The 20,739-nt window shown below is 64.6% G+C and carries 21 protein-coding genes and 2 tRNA genes; 14 read left to right on the plus strand and 9 right to left on the minus strand.

Going from position 1 to position 20,739, the window contains the following annotated elements:
* Positions 1–141: 141 nt before the first annotated feature.
* From phaC to CSC94_RS04550, 4 genes are all read left to right on the plus strand, one after another.
* On the plus strand, positions 142–1,974 hold the full coding sequence (gene phaC / locus CSC94_RS04535) for a class I poly(R)-hydroxyalkanoic acid synthase (protein WP_099304262.1): 1,833 nt from the start codon (positions 142–144) through the stop codon (positions 1,972–1,974).
* A 223-nt stretch (positions 1,975–2,197) separates the two neighbouring features.
* On the plus strand, positions 2,198–3,373 hold the full coding sequence (locus tag CSC94_RS04540) for a D-Ala-D-Ala carboxypeptidase family metallohydrolase (protein WP_245408255.1): 1,176 nt from the start codon (positions 2,198–2,200) through the stop codon (positions 3,371–3,373).
* 263 nt (positions 3,374–3,636) lie between these two features.
* Positions 3,637–3,712: transfer RNA gene (locus tag CSC94_RS04545), tRNA-Glu, on the plus strand.
* A 314-nt stretch (positions 3,713–4,026) separates the two neighbouring features.
* Complete coding sequence (locus tag CSC94_RS04550; RefSeq protein WP_133122817.1) at positions 4,027–4,503, plus strand: hypothetical protein; 477 nt, start codon at positions 4,027–4,029, stop codon at positions 4,501–4,503.
* 154 nt (positions 4,504–4,657) lie between these two features.
* Here CSC94_RS04550 and CSC94_RS04555 read toward each other — a convergent pair whose 3' ends face one another.
* From CSC94_RS04555 to CSC94_RS04565, 3 genes are all read right to left on the minus strand, one after another.
* On the minus strand, positions 4,658–5,566 hold the full coding sequence (locus CSC94_RS04555; RefSeq protein ID WP_099304268.1) for a cation diffusion facilitator family transporter: 909 nt from the start codon (positions 5,564–5,566) through the stop codon (positions 4,658–4,660).
* A gap of 130 nt (positions 5,567–5,696) precedes the next feature.
* Positions 5,697–6,254: a type 1 glutamine amidotransferase domain-containing protein gene (locus CSC94_RS04560; protein ID WP_099304270.1), complete on the minus strand. Its 558-nt coding sequence runs from the start codon at positions 6,252–6,254 to the stop codon at positions 5,697–5,699.
* A gap of 245 nt (positions 6,255–6,499) precedes the next feature.
* Positions 6,500–7,609 carry a mandelate racemase/muconate lactonizing enzyme family protein gene (locus CSC94_RS04565; protein WP_099304272.1) on the minus strand — a complete coding sequence of 370 codons (1,110 nt, stop codon included), beginning with the start codon at positions 7,607–7,609 and terminating at the stop codon, positions 6,500–6,502.
* A 419-nt stretch (positions 7,610–8,028) separates the two neighbouring features.
* On the opposite strand from CSC94_RS04565, the gene CSC94_RS24500 reads away from it, so the two are divergent.
* From CSC94_RS24500 to radC, 4 genes are all read left to right on the plus strand, one after another.
* Positions 8,029–8,181 (plus strand): hypothetical protein, encoded by a 153-nt coding sequence (locus CSC94_RS24500; protein ID WP_165784317.1) that lies wholly within the window; start codon positions 8,029–8,031, stop codon positions 8,179–8,181.
* A 149-nt stretch (positions 8,182–8,330) separates the two neighbouring features.
* A complete protein-coding gene (sfsA, locus tag CSC94_RS04570; RefSeq protein ID WP_099304274.1) occupies positions 8,331–9,047 on the plus strand; it encodes a DNA/RNA nuclease SfsA in 717 nt (238 codons plus the stop codon).
* A 117-nt stretch (positions 9,048–9,164) separates the two neighbouring features.
* On the plus strand, positions 9,165–9,995 hold the full coding sequence (gene map / locus CSC94_RS04575) for a type I methionyl aminopeptidase (protein ID WP_099304276.1): 831 nt from the start codon (positions 9,165–9,167) through the stop codon (positions 9,993–9,995).
* Between the two features lie 153 nt (positions 9,996–10,148).
* Complete coding sequence (gene radC, locus CSC94_RS04580) at positions 10,149–10,910, plus strand: RadC family protein (protein WP_099304278.1); 762 nt, start codon at positions 10,149–10,151, stop codon at positions 10,908–10,910.
* A 37-nt stretch (positions 10,911–10,947) separates the two neighbouring features.
* Here radC and CSC94_RS24505 read toward each other — a convergent pair whose 3' ends face one another.
* Both CSC94_RS24505 and CSC94_RS04590 read right to left on the minus strand, forming a co-directional pair.
* Positions 10,948–11,112 (minus strand): hypothetical protein, encoded by a 165-nt coding sequence (locus CSC94_RS24505; RefSeq protein WP_165784318.1) that lies wholly within the window; start codon positions 11,110–11,112, stop codon positions 10,948–10,950.
* 43 nt (positions 11,113–11,155) lie between these two features.
* Positions 11,156–12,043: a LysR substrate-binding domain-containing protein gene (locus CSC94_RS04590; protein ID WP_165784319.1), complete on the minus strand. Its 888-nt coding sequence runs from the start codon at positions 12,041–12,043 to the stop codon at positions 11,156–11,158.
* 137 nt (positions 12,044–12,180) lie between these two features.
* Here CSC94_RS04590 and CSC94_RS04595 point away from each other — a divergent pair, with 137 nt between their 5' ends.
* Positions 12,181–13,299, plus strand: a complete 1,119-nt coding sequence (locus CSC94_RS04595) for a TauD/TfdA family dioxygenase (RefSeq protein WP_245408256.1) — start codon at positions 12,181–12,183, stop codon at positions 13,297–13,299.
* On the plus strand, positions 13,296–14,054 hold the full coding sequence (locus CSC94_RS04600; protein ID WP_099304282.1) for a class II aldolase/adducin family protein: 759 nt from the start codon (positions 13,296–13,298) through the stop codon (positions 14,052–14,054). The genes CSC94_RS04595 and CSC94_RS04600 overlap by 4 nt, the downstream gene beginning before the upstream one ends.
* Positions 14,055–14,131: 77 nt before the next feature.
* On the opposite strand, the gene tig is transcribed toward CSC94_RS04600, so the two are convergent.
* Positions 14,132–15,562: a trigger factor gene (gene tig, locus CSC94_RS04605; RefSeq protein WP_099304284.1), complete on the minus strand. Its 1,431-nt coding sequence runs from the start codon at positions 15,560–15,562 to the stop codon at positions 14,132–14,134.
* A gap of 92 nt (positions 15,563–15,654) precedes the next feature.
* Positions 15,655–15,739, minus strand: a tRNA-Leu gene (locus CSC94_RS04610).
* A 455-nt stretch (positions 15,740–16,194) separates the two neighbouring features.
* Here CSC94_RS04610 and CSC94_RS04615 point away from each other — a divergent pair.
* Positions 16,195–16,335: a DUF1127 domain-containing protein gene (locus tag CSC94_RS04615; RefSeq protein WP_099304286.1), complete on the plus strand. Its 141-nt coding sequence runs from the start codon at positions 16,195–16,197 to the stop codon at positions 16,333–16,335.
* 246 nt (positions 16,336–16,581) lie between these two features.
* Here CSC94_RS04615 and CSC94_RS04620 read toward each other — a convergent pair whose 3' ends face one another.
* Positions 16,582–17,196 carry a hypothetical protein gene (locus CSC94_RS04620; RefSeq protein ID WP_133122819.1) on the minus strand — a complete coding sequence of 205 codons (615 nt, stop codon included), beginning with the start codon at positions 17,194–17,196 and terminating at the stop codon, positions 16,582–16,584.
* A 133-nt stretch (positions 17,197–17,329) separates the two neighbouring features.
* Between CSC94_RS04620 and trmFO the strand changes: the two genes are divergently transcribed.
* The 3 genes from trmFO (at position 17,330) to CSC94_RS04635 (ending at position 20,317) form a co-directional block, all read left to right on the plus strand.
* Positions 17,330–18,745: a methylenetetrahydrofolate--tRNA-(uracil(54)-C(5))-methyltransferase (FADH(2)-oxidizing) TrmFO gene (gene trmFO, locus CSC94_RS04625; protein ID WP_099304288.1), complete on the plus strand. Its 1,416-nt coding sequence runs from the start codon at positions 17,330–17,332 to the stop codon at positions 18,743–18,745.
* 83 nt (positions 18,746–18,828) lie between these two features.
* The gene (locus CSC94_RS04630; protein ID WP_099304289.1) at positions 18,829–19,419 is read left to right on the plus strand and encodes a hypothetical protein; all 591 of its coding nucleotides are present in this window, start codon (positions 18,829–18,831) and stop codon (positions 19,417–19,419) included.
* Between the two features lie 64 nt (positions 19,420–19,483).
* A complete protein-coding gene (locus CSC94_RS04635) occupies positions 19,484–20,317 on the plus strand; it encodes a crotonase/enoyl-CoA hydratase family protein (protein ID WP_099304291.1) in 834 nt (277 codons plus the stop codon).
* 21 nt (positions 20,318–20,338) lie between these two features.
* Here the strand turns inward: CSC94_RS04635 and CSC94_RS04640 are convergent, their stop codons facing one another.
* On the minus strand, positions 20,339–20,611 hold the full coding sequence (locus CSC94_RS04640; RefSeq protein ID WP_425356503.1) for an usg protein: 273 nt from the start codon (positions 20,609–20,611) through the stop codon (positions 20,339–20,341).
* Positions 20,612–20,739: the final 128 nt, after the last annotated feature.

Consider the following 20,739-nt stretch of genomic DNA (forward strand, 5'->3'; position numbering starts at 1 on the left):
CCCGTTCATCGCGGGCCGACAGGGAACTCGCCAAGCATCCGCATCATCGACCGACCATTGTCGATCTTGAATGACGTTTTGTTTACAGCCTATTGTGTCAACAAAAAGCCGCCATCGCGCACTCCGGGAGGAATAAAGACAATGTCGAAGGACGACAAGGACAACAAAGGGTCTGGCCCGTCCGCCGATCAGCTCGGGTCCTACATCGTCAAGGATCCGGAGGCCTTTGCCCGCAACATGGCCCGCGCCATCGAGGCGGCCGGCAAGGCCGCGTCGAACTGGATCGCGCCGCGCGAGGAAGGCAAGGTCGACCCGGTCGCCGAGCCGATGGCCGACATGGTGAAGACCTTTTCCAAGGTCGGCGAATACTGGCTGGCAGACCCGGCACGGGCGCTCGACGCCCAAACCCGCCTGTTTTCCAACTACATGACGGTGTGGACCAACTCGGTTCGCCGCGCGACCGGGGACACCGAGGAAAACGTCGTCAAGCCGGACCGGGGCGACAAGCGGTTCTCCGATCCCGAGTGGGACAATAACGCCTTTTTCGACTTCCTGAAGCAGACCTACCTTGTGACCAGCCGCTGGGCGCATGATCTCGTGACCGAGGCGGACGGGCTGGACCCGAAGACGCGCCACAAGGCGGAATTCTACGTCGACCAGATTTCCAACGCGATCTCGCCGTCGAATTTCCTGCTGACCAACCCGGAACTCTACCGCGAGATGATCGCCTCCAACGGCGAAAACATCGTGCGCGGCATGGAGATGCTGGCCGAGGACATCGAGGCGGGAAAAGGCGACCTGAAGATCCGCCAGGTGGACGCCAGCCCGTTCAAGGTCGGCGAGAACATGGCGAACACGCCCGGCCAGGTGGTCGCGCGGTCGGAGACGGCGGAGATCATCCAGTACGAACCGGCGACGGAGACGGTGCTCAAGCGCCCGCTGCTGATCGTGCCGCCGTGGATCAACAAGTTCTACATCCTCGACCTGAACAAGGAAAAATCCTTCATCCGCTGGCTGACGGAACAGGGCCACACGGTCTTCGTCGTCTCCTGGGTCAACCCGGACGAGCGGCACCGCAAGAAGACGTGGGAAGCCTACATCCAGGAAGGCATCGTGCTCGGCCTCGACACCATCGAGCAGGCGACCGGCGAACGCGAAGTCAACGCGATCGGCTACTGCGTCGGCGGCACGCTGCTGGCCGCAGCGCTCGCCATGTTCGCGCGGGACGGCGAAACGCGCATCCGCTCGGCGACCTTCTTCACCACGCAGGTCGACTTCACCTATGCGGGCGACCTCGCCGTGTTCGTCGACGAGGACCAGGTGAAGGGCGTGGAGCGCCAGATGGAGGCCAAGGGCTATCTCGACGGCGGCAAGATGGCCACGGCCTTCAACATGCTCAGGTCGCGCGAGCTGATCTGGAACTACGCCGTCAACAACTACATGCGCGGCAAGACGCCGATGGCCTTCGACCTGCTCTACTGGAATTCCGATTCCACGCGCATGACGGCGGCAAACCACTCCTACTACCTGCGCAACTGCTACCTGGAGAACAATTTCTCCAAGGGCAAGCTGATGCTGGGCGGCGCCCCGGTCCATCTCGAGGACGTCAAGATTCCCGTCTACAACCTGGCCGCCAAGGAAGACCACATCGCGCCGGCCAAGTCGGTGTTCCACGGATGCCGCTATTTCGGCGGCGACGTGCAATACGTGATGGCCGGGTCCGGCCACATCGCCGGCGTCATCAACCCGCCGGACAAGGTGAAGTACCAGTTCTGGAGCGGCGGCAAGCCGGAAGGAAACTTCGAGGACTGGGTGGCGGCCGCGAAGGAAACGCCCGGATCGTGGTGGGTTCACTGGCAGGCATGGATCGAGGGGCTCGACACGCGCAAGCGCGTGAAGGCCCGCAAGGTGGGCGGCAAGAAGCTCAAGCCGATCTGCCCTGCGCCCGGCGAATACGTGCTTGCACGGGTGTGACAACATGCGTCGCCATGCCGCAAAGCCCCTGCCACCGATTGTCCATTTTGTTGCCTCAATTGACGATTAACCGCCGTGCTATAGTCACAGTTCGGCGCCAGGGGATGCGATTCGGCTGGCGCTGTGATTTTCTTTTTCCGGAGCGGCATTCTGCCGGCCGGACCTGGACGGCCGCCAAGGGGGATACTTGTTGAAACAGGCGCGATTGCCCCGATGGAGCGCGTTGGCAGCCTATGCAGCCGTCGCGGCTCTCTCTGTCGGCCTCGCGGGCTGTACCTCGACCCCCGTCCCTCCCATGGAACTGGCCCTGGCCGACGTGGCCTCGCAGGGCGTCACGACAGGCGATGGCGTCAGCCAGGGTGATGCAGCGGCCTACGAGCCGGTAAACGACGCCTCCGGCAGCAACGCCTTCGCCCCCCAGACAGCGGACAATGCCGCGGCAGCGGCCGATGGCAACAACGGGCAGGCCGGCGTGCCGGCTCAAGCGCAGCCAGAGGCCGCGGCGCTGGCTGCGGCGACGCCGGAAAACAGCGGCGACGTCCAGTCGGCAGAGAGCGCCATTGCCTCCGCGCGTGTCGCTCAGGCCGCGGGTCCGGTTCCGAGTCCCGCTCCGCGCCTGCCGGCCGACAGCACCGCCGAGGCGACCGGCAGCGGCGACACGCAGGCAGAAGCGGCCCCGGTGCAGATGGCTTCTGCCGCGCCGCAGATCGAAAAGCGCGGGTTCCTCTCCTCGTTGTTTTCCACCCAGCCGCCGCGTCCGACGGCAAACCTGCCGCGCGGGAACCAGATCCGGACCCCGGCGGCGGCACCGCAGGTGCGCGCCACCGCGCGCAAGACCATCCGTACCGCTTCTCTGGAAAGCAACCTGCCGCCGGGCGCCACCGGCAGCCTGACCGCCCTGCCCGGCGTGCGCGCGGAATCGCTGTTCGAGATCAAGCGCAAGTCGGGCGGCTACGACGACAGCGACGTCGACCTGAACGAGGCGGACGATGCGCCCGTTCGCGTCGCCTCGGTAACCGGGCTGGCGCGGCTGGCGCCCAACGGGCTCAAGCTGCAGACGGAGAACGTCGACGTGGCCTGCCTCAAGCCGCAGCTGGTCCGCGTCCTCAAGACCATCGAAAGCCATTACGGCGAAAAGCTGATCGTGACGTCCGGCTACCGCAGCGCGAAGCGCAACCGGCGCGCGCGCGGCGCCAAGAACTCGCTGCACATGTATTGCGCGGCTGCGGACATCCAGGTGCCCGGCATTTCGAAATGGGTGCTGGCCAAATACCTGCGCTCGATGCCCGGACGGGGTGGCGTGGGCACCTATTGCCATACCAATTCCGTGCATATCGACATCGGCCCCGAGCGCGACTGGAACTGGCGCTGCCGCCGGTCCTCGCGCCGTCGCAAGTAGCCGTCCGGCCGGCCGGCGGGCGATCCGCGTCTACCGATGCGCCGGCCTTCTCCGGGCTTCGTCCTTGTTCACACACCGGTTGAACAAACGGCACAAAGCGGCTGAAAAAACGCTTTCAAACCGTCGTTTCGGCACTGATCGCCGAGGCCCGTCTGCGGCCCGCGACCGCGATGGCGGCGTCCCTGCCAATTTTTTTTCACAAAGCGAGCCGGCAGGGGTTGCCCGACAGCGGGAATCTATCTATACGCCGTCTCGTCTTGAACGCGCCCTTCGTCTAGCGGTCTAGGACGCCGCCCTTTCACGGCGGAAACACGGGTTCGAGTCCCGTAGGGCGTACCAAGACCAAACTCTCCAGATCATCCAAAACATTGATATCCCGGCGGGATCGCGTACGCATGCTGCATGCGGCGGCACCTCATGCACAAGCAGCATGCCCGACAAGGGACCGATTGGCGCACGCCGAGGCGCGACCCTGACCTGCCAGGATGCGGCTCGCCTGTTCCCGTTTGACCTGGCGCCCGTTGCGCGCCCGGCGGACGCCGGCGATTGCCGGCAATGCTCATGCGCGCGGGGCCGGCCTCATCACCCATCGCGTTATGAAAAGCTAAAGACATCGCTGTTCAAATCGGGACTTTCATCGGAGTTCTTTGCGCATGACGGCAAAAAGCAGGAATACTCCAGACGGTTCGTCGCGATTTCTCCGGCAATGGGGCTTCTGGGCCGTTGTGACCGGCGCGATCGCACTGGTCCTGGTGTTCGCCCAGATCGCGGGGCCGGCATTTGAACCGAAGCCCTCCGTCGCCTCCCAGATTGGCGAGATCGCGGGCGAGATCAGGCGCTCGGCGTGGCGTTCCTTCTTCGGACTGCCCAACCCGGCGCCCGAAGCAGTGGCGCCTTCCTTGTGGAACCATGTCGCGATCGCGGCACCCATCCTCGGCGTGGTCGCGGTCGTGCTTTCGGTCATCTCCGGCATTCTGCGGGAAAACTGGCGATACCCGGTCTACGGAACCAGCCTCGGGGTCGCCGCGATCGTCTTCCAGTACTTCTGGTGGCTGGCGCTGCTGTTCGCGGGCGTCGTGCTGCTGGTGGCAATCATCGAGAACATGGGCGACATTTTCGGCTTCCCGTAACAGCCGCCCGCACCTCCTGGGACACGGGTTCCCATGATTTGCTCCAACAATCGATCATGAAGATCACCCGTCCTTGAGGGCGCAGCGAGGCCAGGAGCCGCATCGTCAACGAACGGCGCCCCTGATAATCAGCGCGACCCGGAACGGAATTCCGTCAAGGCGATCTCGGCCGGATAAAGACGGAGGAGACCTCTTCCGCATTGCCGCGGATGGCAGTCTCGATGCGCTTCACGCAGGTTTCGATATCGGGCGTGGTCATGTCGTCACGGAACGCGACGTCGATGGCCGCCACCACATCATGCGGACCCAGTTGAACCGTCAGGACATCGACAACGGCAATCACGTCGCGGTCCGCTTCTGCCGTTTTCCTGATGCGGTCGCGAACGGCGGGCAGCGCCGGTTCACCCAGCAAGAGGCCCTTGCATTCGATGGCAAGAAACATGGCCGTGACCGCCAGGATCAGACCGATGCCGAGCGACCCGATCCCGTCGAGAACCGGCATGTCGAAATAGTGCGCTGCCGATATGGCGACGAAGGCCACCAGCAGACCCAGAAGTGCTGCGCTATCCTCGAAGAGCACTGTGAAGACCGTCGGGTCCTTGCTGCGCCGAACCGCGGCCAGGTAACCGAGCCGCCCCTTCTCGCGCTGGAAGTGCCGCAGTGCAAAGACCCAGGCCACGCCTTCGAAGATCATCGAAAGACCGATCACGACATAGTTGACCGTGATGTTCTGCGCCGGAACCGGGTGACGGATGTGCTCGATGCCCTGGTAAAGCGACACGCCGGCGCCAACGGCAAACACCAGGAGTGCAACAATGAAGCTCCAGAAGTAGACTTCCCTGCCGTAGCCGAGCGGATGCGCCTCGTCCGGCGGCCTTTCGGCCTTGCGCAGCCCATGGAGCATCAGGAGCTGGTTGCCCGTATCGACGACGGAGTGAACCCCTTCGCTGAGCATCGCCGAACTGCCGGTGTAAAGGGCGGCGGCGAATTTCGTCGCGGCAATCAGCGCATTGCCGGTCAGCGCGGCGTAAATGACCAGTCTTGAACCACCCTTTGCCGCCACCTCGTTCCCTTCCGTGAGCCATCAGAGCTGGAAACCGACTTGTCGAGCCGGCGCGACATCGCGCTTGTCGGCCACCCTTGCCGCGCGACCACCGGCATTCAGCCGGATGGTCACCTTCATGGGGTCTCTGTCAGGCAGCGCGCCGGTGGCGGTCTTCCTCGATCTCCTCGACAACCTTGTCAACAAAGGCGGGAAGGTCGCCGGGCGACCGGCTGGTCACGATGGCGTTGTCGGCGACAACCTCCTCGTCCTGCCATTTGGCCCCTGCATTCTTCAGGTCCGTCGCGATGGAATGATAGGACGTCACACGGCGGCCGTCGACGATACCGGCCTCGACCAGCAGCCACGGGCCATGACAGATCGCGCCAATGGTCTTGCCTGCCTTGCAGAACTCCTGGACCAGTGACACCGCCTTTTCGTCGGTGCGAAGGATATCCGGATTCATCTGGCCGCCAGGGATCACCAGCGCGTCGTAATCCTCGACCTGTGCATTCTCCAGCGAAAGGTCCGCTTCCACGGACTGTCCCCAGTCGTGATCGTTCCAGCCCTTGATCGTGGCTCCACCGGGTGTCGCGACGTGGACATCCGCTCCCAGCTTCTTCAATTGCTCCAGCGGCACGAGCAGTTCGGATTGCTCGAAGCCATCGGTTGCCATGATGAGAATACGGGTGTCGTTGATCTTCGGCATGGTGGGCCTCACTTTTGTCTGGCGGGTTGGTCGGCTTTGAACCACAACCCGTTCTTGCGCCCACTTGTTCCCGGCGCGGCGAAAGGTGAGAGACAACGCCATGCGCCAAGCGCCGCCCACGGTGACCGGATGTCATCGCCTCGCGCGCTGCGTTCATGCCGTTCGAAGCTTGCGGGATGAACGGCGCCCCCTGCCCCGCCACGAAGCGTTCCACCGGGCCAGGGAAACTGGCTGACCGGTTGCTGTCATCGGGATGTGACAGTCGACCTGAACAGTTCCTGCGCCCGGATTGCATCCCAATCCCATGCAATTCCGAGTCCCGGGTCGTCCGAAGGAATCCCGAATCCATCCTCCATGCGCATTTGTTGCGATGTCACGCTGTCCAACTGGGGTATGTATTCCAGCCAGCGCGCATTCGGCACGGCGCAGACAAGCGGCAGGTGCAATTCCATCAGGAAATGCGGACAGACCATGACGTTGAACGCTTCCGCGAGATGGGCCGTCTTGAGCCAGGGGGTGATGCCCCCGATCCGCGCGACATCCACCTGGACGATACTGGCGGCACCGGCCTGGAGATAATCCTTGAATTGGCTCAGGGAATACATGCTTTCGCCGACGGCGATCGGTACCGACGTGCGGCGCGACAACTCGACATGCGCCGCGATGTCATCCGCCGGCAAGGGTTCCTCGAACCAGCCGACGCCCACCTCTTGGAGCATTCCCGCGCGGCGAATGGCCTCCGACAGGGTAAAGCCCTGATTGCCGTCCGTCAGGATTTCGTATTCATCCCCGGCGGCTGCGCGGACGGCCGAGAGCCGGGCAGCGTCCTCGCTCAGATGAGGGCGGCCAATCTTGATCTTGGACCCCTTGAACCCGGCCTCTTTCATGGCAAGCGCATCGTCGACCAGAGCCGGGGTTTCCAGGTGCAGCCAGCCGCCTTCCGTCGAATAGAGGGGAATGCGGTTGCGTGTGCCGCCGGCGGCTTTCCAGAGGGGCAGACCATGCTTGCGGCACCGCAGATCCCACAGCGCGATATCTATTGCCGCGATCGCCAGCGACGTGATGGCCCCTACCGCGGTGGCATGGGTCGAAAAGAGAAGATCTTTCCAGATGCCGTCAATACAGTCCGGATCCCGGCCGATCAGCGCGGGCGCAAGCGTCTTTTCCAGCAGGGCCATGACGGACGGCCCGCCCGTGCCGATCGTGTAGCTGTAGCCCGTTCCAACAGCCCCATCGCTGTCCGTGATCGTGACGATCGGCGTTTCCTGGCTCACGAACGACTGGATAGCGTCGGTTCTCTTCACTTTCGGCGTGAGGTCGATCATCCGCAGATCAATTCTTGCGATCGTGGCCATACCTTTTCCCTGTCCTTTCACCGCCGTCGATCTGACAGCTCACGTGTCGTTCTCGCTCGGAGCGCGAGTCCCTTTCGGCCGCGGTCCGTCGCAAGGTTCTCATGCGGCAGCGTCCTCGATCCAGGCCGGCGCTCCTGTCCCCGTCATTCAAGATCAAAGACGAGCCTTCGGGAAGCAGGCGTATTCCAAAGTCTCACCGAAATTCCAGTATGGCCGGAAGACGCGGCTTCTCGTGAGGCCGCGACACATGGATGGCGGTTGACGTGTCCATGCCAGCGGGCGGGAACAAAACAGCACGGAGATGATTGGACGAGACAGTCATAGCAGCGCAGTGCGTCCGGGCCCGGTTCAGGGCTTTCCTGATCGTGGCGGTCCGGCGCTCTGCCGAAAGGTTGCGAGTGATGCCCACAGGAGACCTCATGACCAATACATCCAAGCCCATTACCGCCGAACAGCCTGCCCCTGGCGAAGACGACGAGACCCGGAAGCCGAAAAAGCCCAATCCGTCCAAGCCGATCACCGAGGAGCAACCGCGCGCCGATCCCAATGAGAGCCGGACCGAGGACGAATAGCCCGGCGGCGAACAAGCCCGCCAGTTTCCGGACGTCTCCAGGTCTTCCGCTGCCAGATCATTCGTTGAACGGCAGGAAAACCGGGATTTCCCCCGGCACATGCCTTCTCCCTGCTTGAACGGTCCGCGCGGATCAGGCAAGCAGCGGGCATGAGATTTCCAAGCCCCCTGATCCCCGCCACGCTGATCCGCCGCTACAAGCGGTTTCTCGCCGACGTCACGCTCGACAATGGTGATGTGACCACCGTCTCGGTTCCCAATACCGGGTCAATGATGGGGCTGAGCGATCCCGGCATGCGGGTCTGGCTGTCGCGCTCCGACAATCCGAAACGGAAATACGCGCACACGCTGGAGATGGTGGAGGCGGACGGCGCCATGGTCGGCATCAATACCGGCCTGCCGAACCGGCTGGTCGAGGAGGCGATCCTCTCCGGCCTCCTGCCGGATCTCGCCGGCTGGCAGACGCTGAAGCGGGAACAGCGCTACGGCGCGAATTCGCGCATCGACATCCTGCTGGAGGATCCGGACCGCGGCCTCGCCTATGTCGAGGTGAAGAACGTCCACCTGATGCGCGTACCCGGCCTCGCCGAGTTCCCCGACACGGTGACGGCGCGCGGCACGAAGCACCTGGGCCAACTTGCGGCCATGGTGGCGGAGGGGCACAAGGCCGTGATGGTCTATCTCATCCAGCGTGGCGACTGCAGCCGCTTTCGCCTCTGCGGCGATCTCGACCCGGCCTACGCAGCCGCCTTCGAAGCCGCGAGCGCCGCGGGCGTCGAGGCCTATGCGCTCGGCTGCGACCTGACGGAAACGGACATCACGGCGACCGGGCTGCTTGCGATCGAGCCCGCGCGAATGGCGGAATGACGCGGCCCGGCCGCGCATGGCTTGAATGGCCCGGCGAATGATGCCATTTGACAGGCATCACACGAACAATGGCAGCGCGGACGCGCGACCTGTGATGCCGGCGCGAGGAAACGAACGATGGTCACCTATGTCGATGCGGCAACGGCTCCGCTGAAAAACACCGGCCAGATCCGGCTTTACGGGGCCGAGGATTTCGAAGGCATGCGCAAGGCCTGCCAACTGACCGCGCGCTGCCTCGATGAACTGGCGGACATGGTCAAGCCCGGTGTCCAGACCGAGGAAATCGATCGCTTCGTCTACGAATTCGGCGCCGACCACGGGGCCATACCCGCGACGCTGAATTACCGCGGCTACACCAAGTCGTGCTGCACCTCCATCAATCACGTCGTCTGCCACGGCATTCCCAACGACAAGCCGCTCCGGGACGGCGACATCGTCAACATCGACGTCACCTACATCCTCGATGGCTGGCACGGCGATTCCAGCCGCATGTACCCGGTCGGACAGGTGAAACGCGCGGCCGAACGGCTGATGGAGGTGACCTACGAATCGATGATGCGGGGCATCGCGGCCATCCGGCCCGGCGCCAAGACCGGCATCATCGGCGCCGCCATCCAGGCCTATGCGGAAGCCGAGCGCTGCTCGGTGGTCCGCGATTTCTGCGGCCACGGTGTCGGCCGGCTGTTCCACGACGCGCCGAACATCCTCCATTACGGCACGCCGTCCGACGGCGTGGAAATGCGCGAAGGCATGATCTTCACCGTCGAGCCGATGATCAATCTCGGCCGGCCGCACGTGAAGGTTCTCTCCGACGGCTGGACCGCGGTCACCCGTGACCGGTCGCTTTCGGCGCAGTACGAGCACACGGTGGGCGTGACCGCCGATGGCTGCGAGATCTTCACGCTGTCGCCCGCCGGGCTCGACCGGCCCGGCCTGCCTGCCGCCTGATCGGCCGGCGCACGCGCCCTCAATTCGGGGGAATTCGCCGTCGGCGGCTGCCGTCTCCCTTTCGCCGGACCCTGCCTTGCGCTAGCCTTGAAGGTGTGGGGCTTGGGCCGGTTCGCGTTTCCCTCGTGACGGCATCCGGGCACAGTGACACCGATGGCCGACGAACCCGACGAGCGCGGCATGTTTGCCGAATCCGCCGCGATTCCCCCCTCGTTTCCCCGCAAGGACACACCCGCGGACCCCAAGCCGCACTGGCACGGCCACCGCGACCGGCTGCGCCAGAAATTCGCCGAGGCCGGCGACGACGCCCTTGCCGATTACGAACTGCTGGAACTGCTGCTCTACCGGCTGATTCCGCGCCGCGACACCAAGCCCGTCGCCAAGGCGCTGATCGCCCGCTTCGGGTCGATCGGCGGGGTGCTTGGCGCGCCGGTTCCGCTATTGCAGGAGGTCAGCGGCGTGGGCGCGACCGTGGCGACGGAACTCAAGCTCGTTGCGGCCATCAGGCGTCGGTCGCTGAAGTCCGAAATCCGGAAAAAGCAGGTCATGGCGTCGTGGTCCACGGTCATCGACTATTGCAACGCGGCCATGGCGCACGAGACGCGCGAGCAGTTCCGCATCCTGTTTCTCGACAAGAAGAACGTGCTGATCGCCGACGAGGTGCAGCAGACGGGCACGGTCGATCACACGCCGGTCTACACGCGCGAGGTCATCCACCGGGCGCTGGAACTGGCGGCCACGGCCATCATCCTGGTCCATAACCACCCGTCGGGAGACCCGACGCCATCGCGGGCCGATATCGACATGACCCGCACGATCGCCCAGAGCGCCGCGCCGCTTGGCATCACGGTGCACGATCACATCATCATCGGCAAGGACGGTCATGCCAGCATGAAGGCGCTGCAACTGTTCTAAGCCGCGCCCGCCTTTGCCGCGTCCCTGTTCCATCCGTTCAGTCGCGGCCGGCCTTCGCCCGCAGCCAGAGGGCAAGGACCGAACTCAAGCCGACCAGGACAAAAAGGGTCAGGCGCAGTGCGCCGCCCTGCTCCGGGTTGGTGATTCCGTTGATGGCGACGAACCAGCCATTCAAATCCAGGTACAGGATGATCGCGATCAACCCGAAGCCTGCGGCGCGCCTGCCCACGCCCGGGCAGACCGCCCTAGGCGGTGTTGTCCGCTAGGTGGCCGGCAAGCAGGCCGACGGCAGGCTTGTCGCGGGACGACGGCGCCTGCACGAGGTAGAAGCCCCTGCCGGGATCGACCTGCGGCATTGCCAGTGCAACCAGCCGCCCTTCGTTTTCCAGGTCGCCGGTGATCGATTTCCAGCCCAGCATCACGCCCTGGGCCTGGAGCGCGGCCTGGGTCGACTGGACGTAATTGGTGAAATGCCGGCCCGGATTGCGCAGGGCGGGCAGGCCGGCGCGCTTCTGGTATCCCGACCATGTCAACCAGCTGTCGTCCTCCGCTTCCACGTGCAGCAGCGTGACCGCCTCGAAGGCCTGCCGTCCTGCCGCGATGCGGCCGGCCAGGTCGGGATGGCAGACCGGGCGGACGGTCTCGTCGAACAGCTTTTCGCCCTCCCCGCCGCCCCAGTCGCCGCGGCCATAGCGAATGGCCATGTCCATGCCGCGGCGCAATGGCGGGGCCCCCTGCGGCGTCGTCAGCACGTTGACGGCGATGCCCGGCTGCCGTTCGTAAAACCCCGCCAGACGCGGCATCAGCCAGTAGGTGGCGACACCGACGGAACAGGCGACGGTGACCGCGCCGCCGCCCTTGCCGAGTTCGCGGATCTCGGCCGCCGCCTCGCGCAGACGTCCGAAGGCCTCGTCGCAGGCGGCCTGCAGGGCGATGCCGGCCGCCGTCAGCGCCAAGGGCCGCGTCGCCCGGTCGAACAGCGCTGCGCCAAGATGGTCCTCGAGCTTGCGGATCGACTGGCTGATCGCGGGCTGGGTGACGTTCAGTTCCTCGGCGGCCGCGCGAAAGCCGCGCCCGCGCGACACGGCGTCGAAGGCGGCGAGAAGCTTGAGCGGCGGAAGGCGTTCGGACATGACATAACCCCGGCTTATGTCTCCATAATTCTTTCCGGAATTCACCATGGCAAGGAATTTTGATTGGATCCGCTTCGAAACAGCCGGCCAACCGGATGCCGGCGGACAATCGAATGGGGGACCATATGGATGCATTGGTGACAGACGACCTTCGCCTGCTCGAAAACGGGCTTGAAATCCCGCTTTCGGACGGCGTTCGGGCCTATTTCAACTACCATTGGCTACGCGACAACTGCCCGAGCTCGTTTGACCGGGCAACCCGCGAGCGGGTGTTCGACATCTTTCACCTGCAGGCACCGCCGCGACCATCCCAAGCTTATGTCGCCGATGGCGCACTGCACATTGCCTGGGCCGGCGAAAACCACGCCTCCACCTATGCGCTGGACTGGCTTGCGCCCTATGGCCGCGGCGAACGGCGCGCGGACCCGGCAGACCTGCCGCGCAAAGCCTGGTACAGCGACCACTATGCCAGGATGGCCCGTTTCCGGCAGCCGGACCTGAAGGCGGACAAGGCCCTCGTCGCGGCATGGATCGAGGCTCTGCTCGTCGACGGCGTCGCGCTGGTGACCGACATGCCGGACAGCGACGAGGGCCTGACCGAAACGGTGCGCCTGATCGGACAGGTGCGCCCGACGTTCTTCGGCGACTATTTCGACGTGCGTACCCACATCAAGCCGACCAACCTGGCTTATACCGCCAAGGCCCTGGAACTGCACACCGATACGCCGGCCGAGGAGATGGCTCCCGGCGTCCAGTTCCTGCATTGCCGGGCCAACAGCGTGGCCGGCGGCGACAGCCTGTTCCTCGACGGCGTGGCCGCGGCCAACGATTTCCGCGATGCCTACCCGGAGGACTTCCGGCTGCTCAGCGAAACCGAAATCCCGTTCTACTGCGAGCATGACGATTACGACATGCGGTCGCGGCAGCGGGTCATCGAACTCGACAAGCACGGCGCCGTTTCGGGCCTGACGATCAGCCAGCACATGGCCGACGTGTTCGACCTGCCGCAAGCCGATCTCGACGCCTACTACCCGGCCTTCTGCCGCTTCGGCCGGTGGCTGCAGGGCGAGAAATACGTCATGCGCTTCCGCCTCAATGCCGGCGAATGCATCGTCTTCGACAATCACCGCATCGTCCATGGCCGCGCGGCCTATGTCGCCGAAAGCGGCGCGCGCTACCTGCGCGGCACCTACAGCGACCGCGAGGAAATGCGCTCGACCTACCGCAGCCTGGTTTCGAAAGGGCGGTTCGGATGAGCGGAAGCGGTCCTGACGTCATCGACGAGGAATACCTGCACCAGACCCGGATCGACCTGGCGGCGGCGTTCCGGCTGGCGGTGCATTTCAACTGGCACGAATCGGTCGGCAATCATTTCAGCGCGGCGGTCTCGCGCGATGGCAAGAGCTTCCTGATGAACCCGAAATGGCGCCACTTCGGCGCGATCCGGGCCAGCGACCTGCAGCTTCTCAACGCCGACGACACCGAGACGATGACACGCGACGATGCGCCGGACGTCACCGCCTGGACGGTGCATGGCTCGACCCACCGGGCCGTTCCCTCGGCGCGCGTGCTGCTGCATTGCCACCCGAAGCACGCGACCGCCCTTGCCTGCCTGAAGGACCCGGAGATGAAACCGGTCGACCAGAACACGGCGCGGTTCCATGGCATCACCGCCGTCGATCTCGCGTTCGGCGGCATGGCCGACGATGCGGAGGAAGGCATGCGCCTCGCCCGCGCCTTCGGCAATCACCAGGTGATGATGATGGGCAATCACGGTGTGACCGTCGCCGCCGACAGCGTGCCCATGGCCTTCGAACTGCTCTACTTCTTCGAGCGGGCCGCGGAGACGCTGCTGACGGCCTATGCCAGCGGCCAGCCGCTCAATGTCATGAGCGAGGAGATCGCCGCCCGGACGGCAGAAAGCTGGAAGGCGTTCGACGGCATGGCCGACGCGCATTTCGACTACCTGAAGACCGTGCTGGACCGCACGGATTCAAGCTGGCGCCACTAAACGGCTGACAGGCGCATGAAAAAGGCCGCCGGTGCGACACCGGCGGCCTTTCGGTTTCCTGGAACGGGACGTTCGCCTTACTCGGCGTCGGCTTCGTCCGCCTTCTTCTTGGCGGCGGCCTTTTTCTTGGCCGGGGCCTTCTTCTTGGCCGGCTTGGCCTCGGCGGCCTCGTCCTCGTCGTCAGCCAGAAGCACTTCCTTGGACACGGTCTCGTCGGTGACGTTGACCTGCGTCAGGAGGTGGTCGACGACCTTTTCCTCGAACAGCGGGGCGCGAATGGCGTTCACCGCTTCCGGGTTCTGGCGGAAGTAGTCGATGACCTGCTGTTCCTGGCCGGGATACTGGCGGACCTGCTCGTAGATGGCGCGCTGCACCTCTTCCTCGGCCACCTGGACGCCGGCTTCCTCGCCGATCTGCGACAGAACCAGGCCCAGGCGGACGCGGCGCTCGGCCAGGCGCTGGTATTCCTCGCGGGCCTCTTCCTCAGTCGTGTCCTCGTCGGCAAAGGTCTTGCCGGCGCGCTGGAGGTCGGCCTCGACCGTTCCCCAGATGTTGCGGAACTCGGCATCGACCAGGCGCGACGGCGCCTCGAACTTGTAGGCCTCGTCAAGCGCATCGAGCAGCTGGCGCTTCACCTTCTGGCGGGTGGCCTGGCCGTACTGGCTCTCGATCTGCTGGCGGACGATCTCGCGCAGCTTGTCGGCGTTTTCCAGGCCCAGCTTCTGGGCGAGGTCGTCGTTGATTTCCAGTTCGCCCGGGGCGGCCACTTCCTTGACGGTGATGTCGAAGGTGGTCTCCTTGCCGGCCAGGTTGGCGGCCTGGTAGTCCTCGGGGAAGGTCACGGTAATGGTCTTCTCGTCACCGGCCTTGGCGCCGACGAGCTGCTCCTCGAAACCCGGGATGAAGCGGCCCGAGCCGAGCACCAGGTTGGCATCGGTGTCGGACCCGCCGTCAAACGGCTCGCCGTCGAGCTTGCCGACGTAATCGATGGTGACGCGGTCGCCATCGGCGGCCTTGCCCTTCTTGGTCTCGTACTCGCGTGCCGACTCGGCGATCTGGCGGACCTGCTCGTCGACTTCCTCGTCGGAAATATCGACGACCTGGCGGGTCACCGCGATGCCGGACGCGTCCTGGACCTCGATCGGCGGGATGATCTCGTAGCTGAGCTTGAACTCGAAATCGGCCTTGCCGTCGAGGATCTCACCGGCCTCGGACTCGTCCTCGGTCATCTCGACTTCCGGCTGCATGGCGGCCTTCTCGCCGCGCTCCTGCAGAACGGACCGCGAGGAGTCCGACAGGATCTCGTTGACGATCTCGGCCATGATCGACTTGCCGTACATCTTGCGCAGATGGGCCGTCGGGACCTTGCCCGGACGGAAACCGTTGATGCGCACCTTCGAGCGGGCATCCTCGAGACGCTCCGCGAGACGCGCTTCCATGTCGGCGGCCGGCACGACGACCTTGATCTCGCGCTTGAGCCCTTCATTGAGCGTTTCGGTAACCTGCATCACAAAACCTTTTGTTCTTTGTGTCGACGTTCCGGGAAACCCTTCCGCATCCCGGGGCGCCTCTCATCTGTCCTCAAGCCGGGTGGCCTGCCTGGTGCGGGTGGAGGGACTTGAACCCCCACGCCTTGCGGCACCAGAACCTAAATCTGGCGTGTCTACCAATTTCACCACACCCGCCCCCACCGGCGTCTCCACCAGTCCGAAGCGCGCGTTCTATATCACCGCACCCACCGGGTTCAAAGGGAAAATGGCGTCAAAACAGGGTTTTTTCGAGGCTTGCGGCCCGCCGTTGCCGCCTCCCCGGGCGCGAGACCGCGCAGATGCATGACGAGAGCCCTTCCGGCAGCCCCGGCGAGCCCAAGACAGCTACGCCGTGCGCCACCGGACGGCCACCGACAGCGAAACAGTTCAATCGATTAGGGCACTTCGGTGCGACTGCCTGGCGTTTTCATGCTGCATTTGCGAATTTCCTAATCATTACGCAGCGTTTTCAATCTGTTAACTTGTGTGCAATGCACAATATGCATGGCTGCCTTGCACATTTGGCACTCCACATTCCGGCCGGGCGCGCCTATCTTCAACTCAACGGTCGGACAGACCAGACGAGACACCGAAAGACGAAGGTTAGAGAAATGAACCTGATCCGCAATTACCGCAACTGGCGCCGTGAGCGCGAGACGATCAACGAGCTGAGCCGGCTCTCCACCCGCGAACTGAACGACCTGGGCATTGCCCGCGCCGACATTCCGTTCATCGCCCGCCAGGCTCGCTAAGACCGAATACAGGAATTTCGGCAGGGCATCCTCCTCCCAGTCCTGTCGAAACAGGGTTCGTGATATCCTCCTCCCAATCGCGAACCTGACCAAAAGACACCCGCCGGACCTCCTCCCCCGGCGGGTGTTTTTTCATGCCCGTTCGGGAGAATTTCCTGCACACCGGCAGACATGACGTCGCGGCAGCGTTCCGCGCGCACGATCCTCCACGGTCTTTCCCTGTCAACCTGAAACCGGACGCCGCGTTCAGCGCTTGCCTGCAACGCCGCGCGCCTGCCACTTGGAGAGCGGCAGCACATCGGGTTTTCCGCCCATCGGCTCGTACCAGCTGTCGACGGCCCACAGGCGGCCGCTGCCCTTTTCCTTCAGGACGGCCGTCGAATGGGGATATCGGGCGTCGAGGAAGAAGCCGCGCGAGACGTTGCCCTGCACGGCATGGTATTTCAGCAGGCCCTGCTTCTGCAGCAGCAGCATGAAGCTGCGCGTGTTGGTCGATTCATCGATGCAGTCCATCTGGCCGATGGTGCCGCCTTCGTTCAGCAGTGATTGCGCCCGGTCGCGCACGCCGATAACGTCGCCGGCGCGGTCCTCGAAATAGCCGATCGCCTTGCGCAGCGCCTCGCGCTCCGCCGCTGCACCGCCTGTTCCCTCGGCCATGATCTGCGCGATGGCGTTCATGTTGTCCGGGGAAAGGGCGAGCGGTGTTCTGAAATGGCAGTTGTAGCCGTGGCAGACCGTCATGTGCGAAGCCGAAACGGTGCCGAGCGTCGCTGAATACCGCGACGAGACAGACGTGCAGGCGCCGGCAAGCGGCAGCAGGAGAAGGACGGGGAGCGTGCGCAGGTGAATCATCGGTCCCATTATTGCGACCACGGCGAATATGACAATGCCCGCGCTGCGAATGGTTCGAAGTCGTCCACATCCGCGAACCGACGGATTGATCGGCGGCGCGAAAAGCCCTATCTGCGGCCCCACTCGAGCGAGGGAGAAGGCCATGAAGCCCATTCACATCATCGGAGGCGGACTTGCCGGCTCGGAAGCGGCCTGGCAGGCAGCCAATGCCGGCGTGCCGGTCATCCTGCACGAGATGCGCGGCGTGCGCGGAACCGATGCGCACAAGACGGACCATCTGGCAGAACTCGTCTGTTCCAACTCGTTCCGCTCCGACGATGCGCAGGCCAATGCGGTGGGCCTGCTGCACGCCGAGATGCGGCTGGCGGATTCGCTTGTCATGGCCTGCGGCGACGCCAACCAGGTGCCGGCCGGATCGGCACTTGCCGTCGATCGCGACGGGTTCGCGCAGGCGGTGACGGCGAAGCTCGAATCGCATCCGCTGGTGACCATCGTGCGCGAGGAGATCGGCGGCCTGCCCCCGGCGGACTGGGACCAGACGATCATCGCCACGGGACCGCTGACGGCGCCGGACCTGGCAGCGGCCATCGCCGAGGCAACCGGCGAGAGCTCGCTGTCCTTTTTCGACGCGATTGCGCCCATCGTGCACTTCGAGACCGTCGATCTCGACGTGGCGTGGTTCCAGTCGCGCTATGACAAGGTCGGCCCCGGCGGCACCGGCAAGGACTACATCAACTGCCCGATGGACGAGGCGCAGTACAACGCCTTCGTCGACGCGCTTCTGGCCGGCGAGAAGACGGAGTTCCGGGAATGGGAGGGCGTGCCCTATTTCGACGGCTGCCTGCCCATCGAGGTGATGGCGGAGCGCGGCCGCGAAACGCTCCGGCACGGCCCGATGAAGCCGATGGGGCTGACCAACCAGCACAAGCCGGACGAAAAGGCCTATGCCGTGGTGCAATTGCGCCAGGACAACGCGCTTGGCACGCTCTACAACATGGTCGGCTTCCAGACGAAGCTGAAGTATGCGGAACAGGTGCGCATCTTCCGCATGATCCCGGGCCTGGAAGAGGCACAGTTCGCCCGTCTCGGCGGATTGCACCGCAACACCTACATCAATTCCCCCGTTCTTCTCGACGGGACGCTGCAATTGCGCTCGCGCCCCGGGCTGCGCTTCGCCGGCCAGGTGACGGGCTGCGAGGGCTACGTGGAGTCGGCGGCAATGGGCCTGCTGGCCGGCCGGTTCGCGGCGGCTGCCAGGCTTGGCACGACCCTGGCACCACCGCCGCCGACAACCGCCTTCGGCGCCCTGCTCGGCCACATCACCGGCGGCCACATCGTTTCCGACGAAGAGCCCGGCCGGCGGTCGTTCCAGCCGATGAACATCAACTTCGGCCTCTTCCCGCCGCTCGAGCCCGGTGCCATCCGGAAGCCGGAGGGCGTCAAGCGCCTGCGCGGCAAGGAAAAGGCGCTGGCCAAGAAGCGGGCGCTGACGGCGCGGGCCATCGACGACCTGCGCCTGTGGCTGGGCATTCCCGGCGAGGCCGCGGCGGCAGAGTAATACGCCATCCGGGGTATGCCGCCGCCCCGCAGCCGTGCCATTCTCCGGGTCCATGCTGTTCAGACCTTGGAGGAAATCCCGTCATGTCCCGGTTTCTGCCCCTGATCGCCCTGGCCGGCGCCGCCGCGTTCTTCGCAACCTCATCCGAGGCCCGCGACTGCGCTTCGGACGCCCGCTCCGCGATGCTCGACGTCCGCCATCCCGTGCCCATGCTGCAGCACGTGGAAACGACCATGGGCGAGATCACCATGCGCAGCAAGACGCTGAGCACGCCGGACAACCGCGGTCTCGTGATGGACGAAGCGGGAACGCCCATGTCGCTCTGGATCGGCGGCAAGTTCTACACCACGGCGGACAAGGGCGAGACCTGGAAGCTGCTCAGCGAGACCTCCAAGGAAGACCAGGACAAGGCTATGGAGACCTTGCGGCTGCAGGCGGAAGCGGCGACGAACATCGCTTGCGATTACGAGGCGGAACTGGACGGCAAGCCCGTGCACCGGTTCAGCCTCGACTACGTTCTTGAAATGAGCGGGACACCGCTCCACGTCGAGTACTGGATTGACGCCGAGACCGGCTTTCCCTGGCGGATCCGGACCGTGAGCCCGCAGAACACGATCGTTCAGGACATCGAACCGGCGCCGGACGGGATGAGTATCCCGGATCCGGAAGGCTGACGGGGCGCTTTACAGCGCGGACGCCATGGCCAAAACTCCAGCCGGTTTGGGCAAGGAGAGCATCATGAGCGAATCGGTCGGCACATTCTTCACCGTAAGGCGCGACGGCCCGGTGGCGGAGATCGCCATGAACCGGCCCGACGTGGCCAATGCCATGTCGCCCGACTTCTGGGAGGACCTGCCAAGGATCATGGACGACCTTGCCGCCGACGGCAGCGTCCGCGCGGCCATCCTCACCGGCGAAGGCCGGCATTTCTCGGGCGGCATGGATCTCGCGACGTTCAACTCCATCGCCGCCCTGCTGCAGAGCGAGCCCGGACGGGCCGCCCATGCGTTGCGCGGGCTGATCCTGAAGCTGCAGGACAGTTTCACCGCCATCGAACGGGCGCCCTTCCCCGTCATTGCCGCCATCCACGGCGCCTGCATCGGCGGCGCGATCGACATGATCACGGCCTGCGACATCCGGCTCGCATCGGCGGATGCCTTTTTCGCCATCGAGGAAATCAACATCGGCATGGCGGCCGACGTCGGCACCCTGCAGCGCCTGCCGAAACTCATTGCGCCGGCGCTGGCGGCGGAGCTCGCGTTGACCGGGCGCCGCTTCGATGCGGCGGAAGCCCGCGCCATGGGCCTGGTCTCGCAGGTCGCGGCGGACCGCGACAGCGTTGTTTCCGTGGCGCGGGACATGGCGCAGGCCATGGCGGCCCGGTCGCCGCTCGCCATGGCCGGCATCAAGCGCAACCTCGCCTATGCGCGCGATCATTCCGTGGCCGACGGACTGGACTACATCGCCACCTGGAACGGCGGCATGTTGCGCGCCGAAGACCTGATGGAGGCGATCAAGGCGCGCGGAGAAAAGCGCCAGGCCCTGTTCAAGGATCTCGGCAAACCGGCCTGACGCGGCGCGCCTCCGGCCGGTTCAGTGCAGCCGGAACTCGTGGTCGACGGCGCGCAGTTCGGCGGGCCGGATGAGACGGGCATGGGCCACGGTGACCGAGTGAAGCGGCCCCTCGATCTTTTCCTCCCAGAAGGCCAGGAATTTCTTCAGCACCGGGAAATCGGGAAACAGGTCATAGTCCTGCCAGATATATTCCTGCAGAAGCGAGCGATGGTCCGGCATGCGATAGGCAATCTGGGCCGTCGTGAGGCCATAACCTTCCAGCTGTTTCCGAAATGCGTCGCTGACCTTCATGGGTCTCTCCATGGCTGTTGTTGACAGCGCGATTGCGCCATGCAATAGCGCATCGGTCAAGCGTGAACTCAACAAATTAAACAATGATTACAGGGATTTAGCAGCATTCCTTAGCGAGTGCTGCCAAG

The organism is Zhengella mangrovi, assembly GCF_002727065.1.
GTDB lineage: Bacteria > Pseudomonadota > Alphaproteobacteria > Rhizobiales > Rhizobiaceae > Zhengella > Zhengella mangrovi.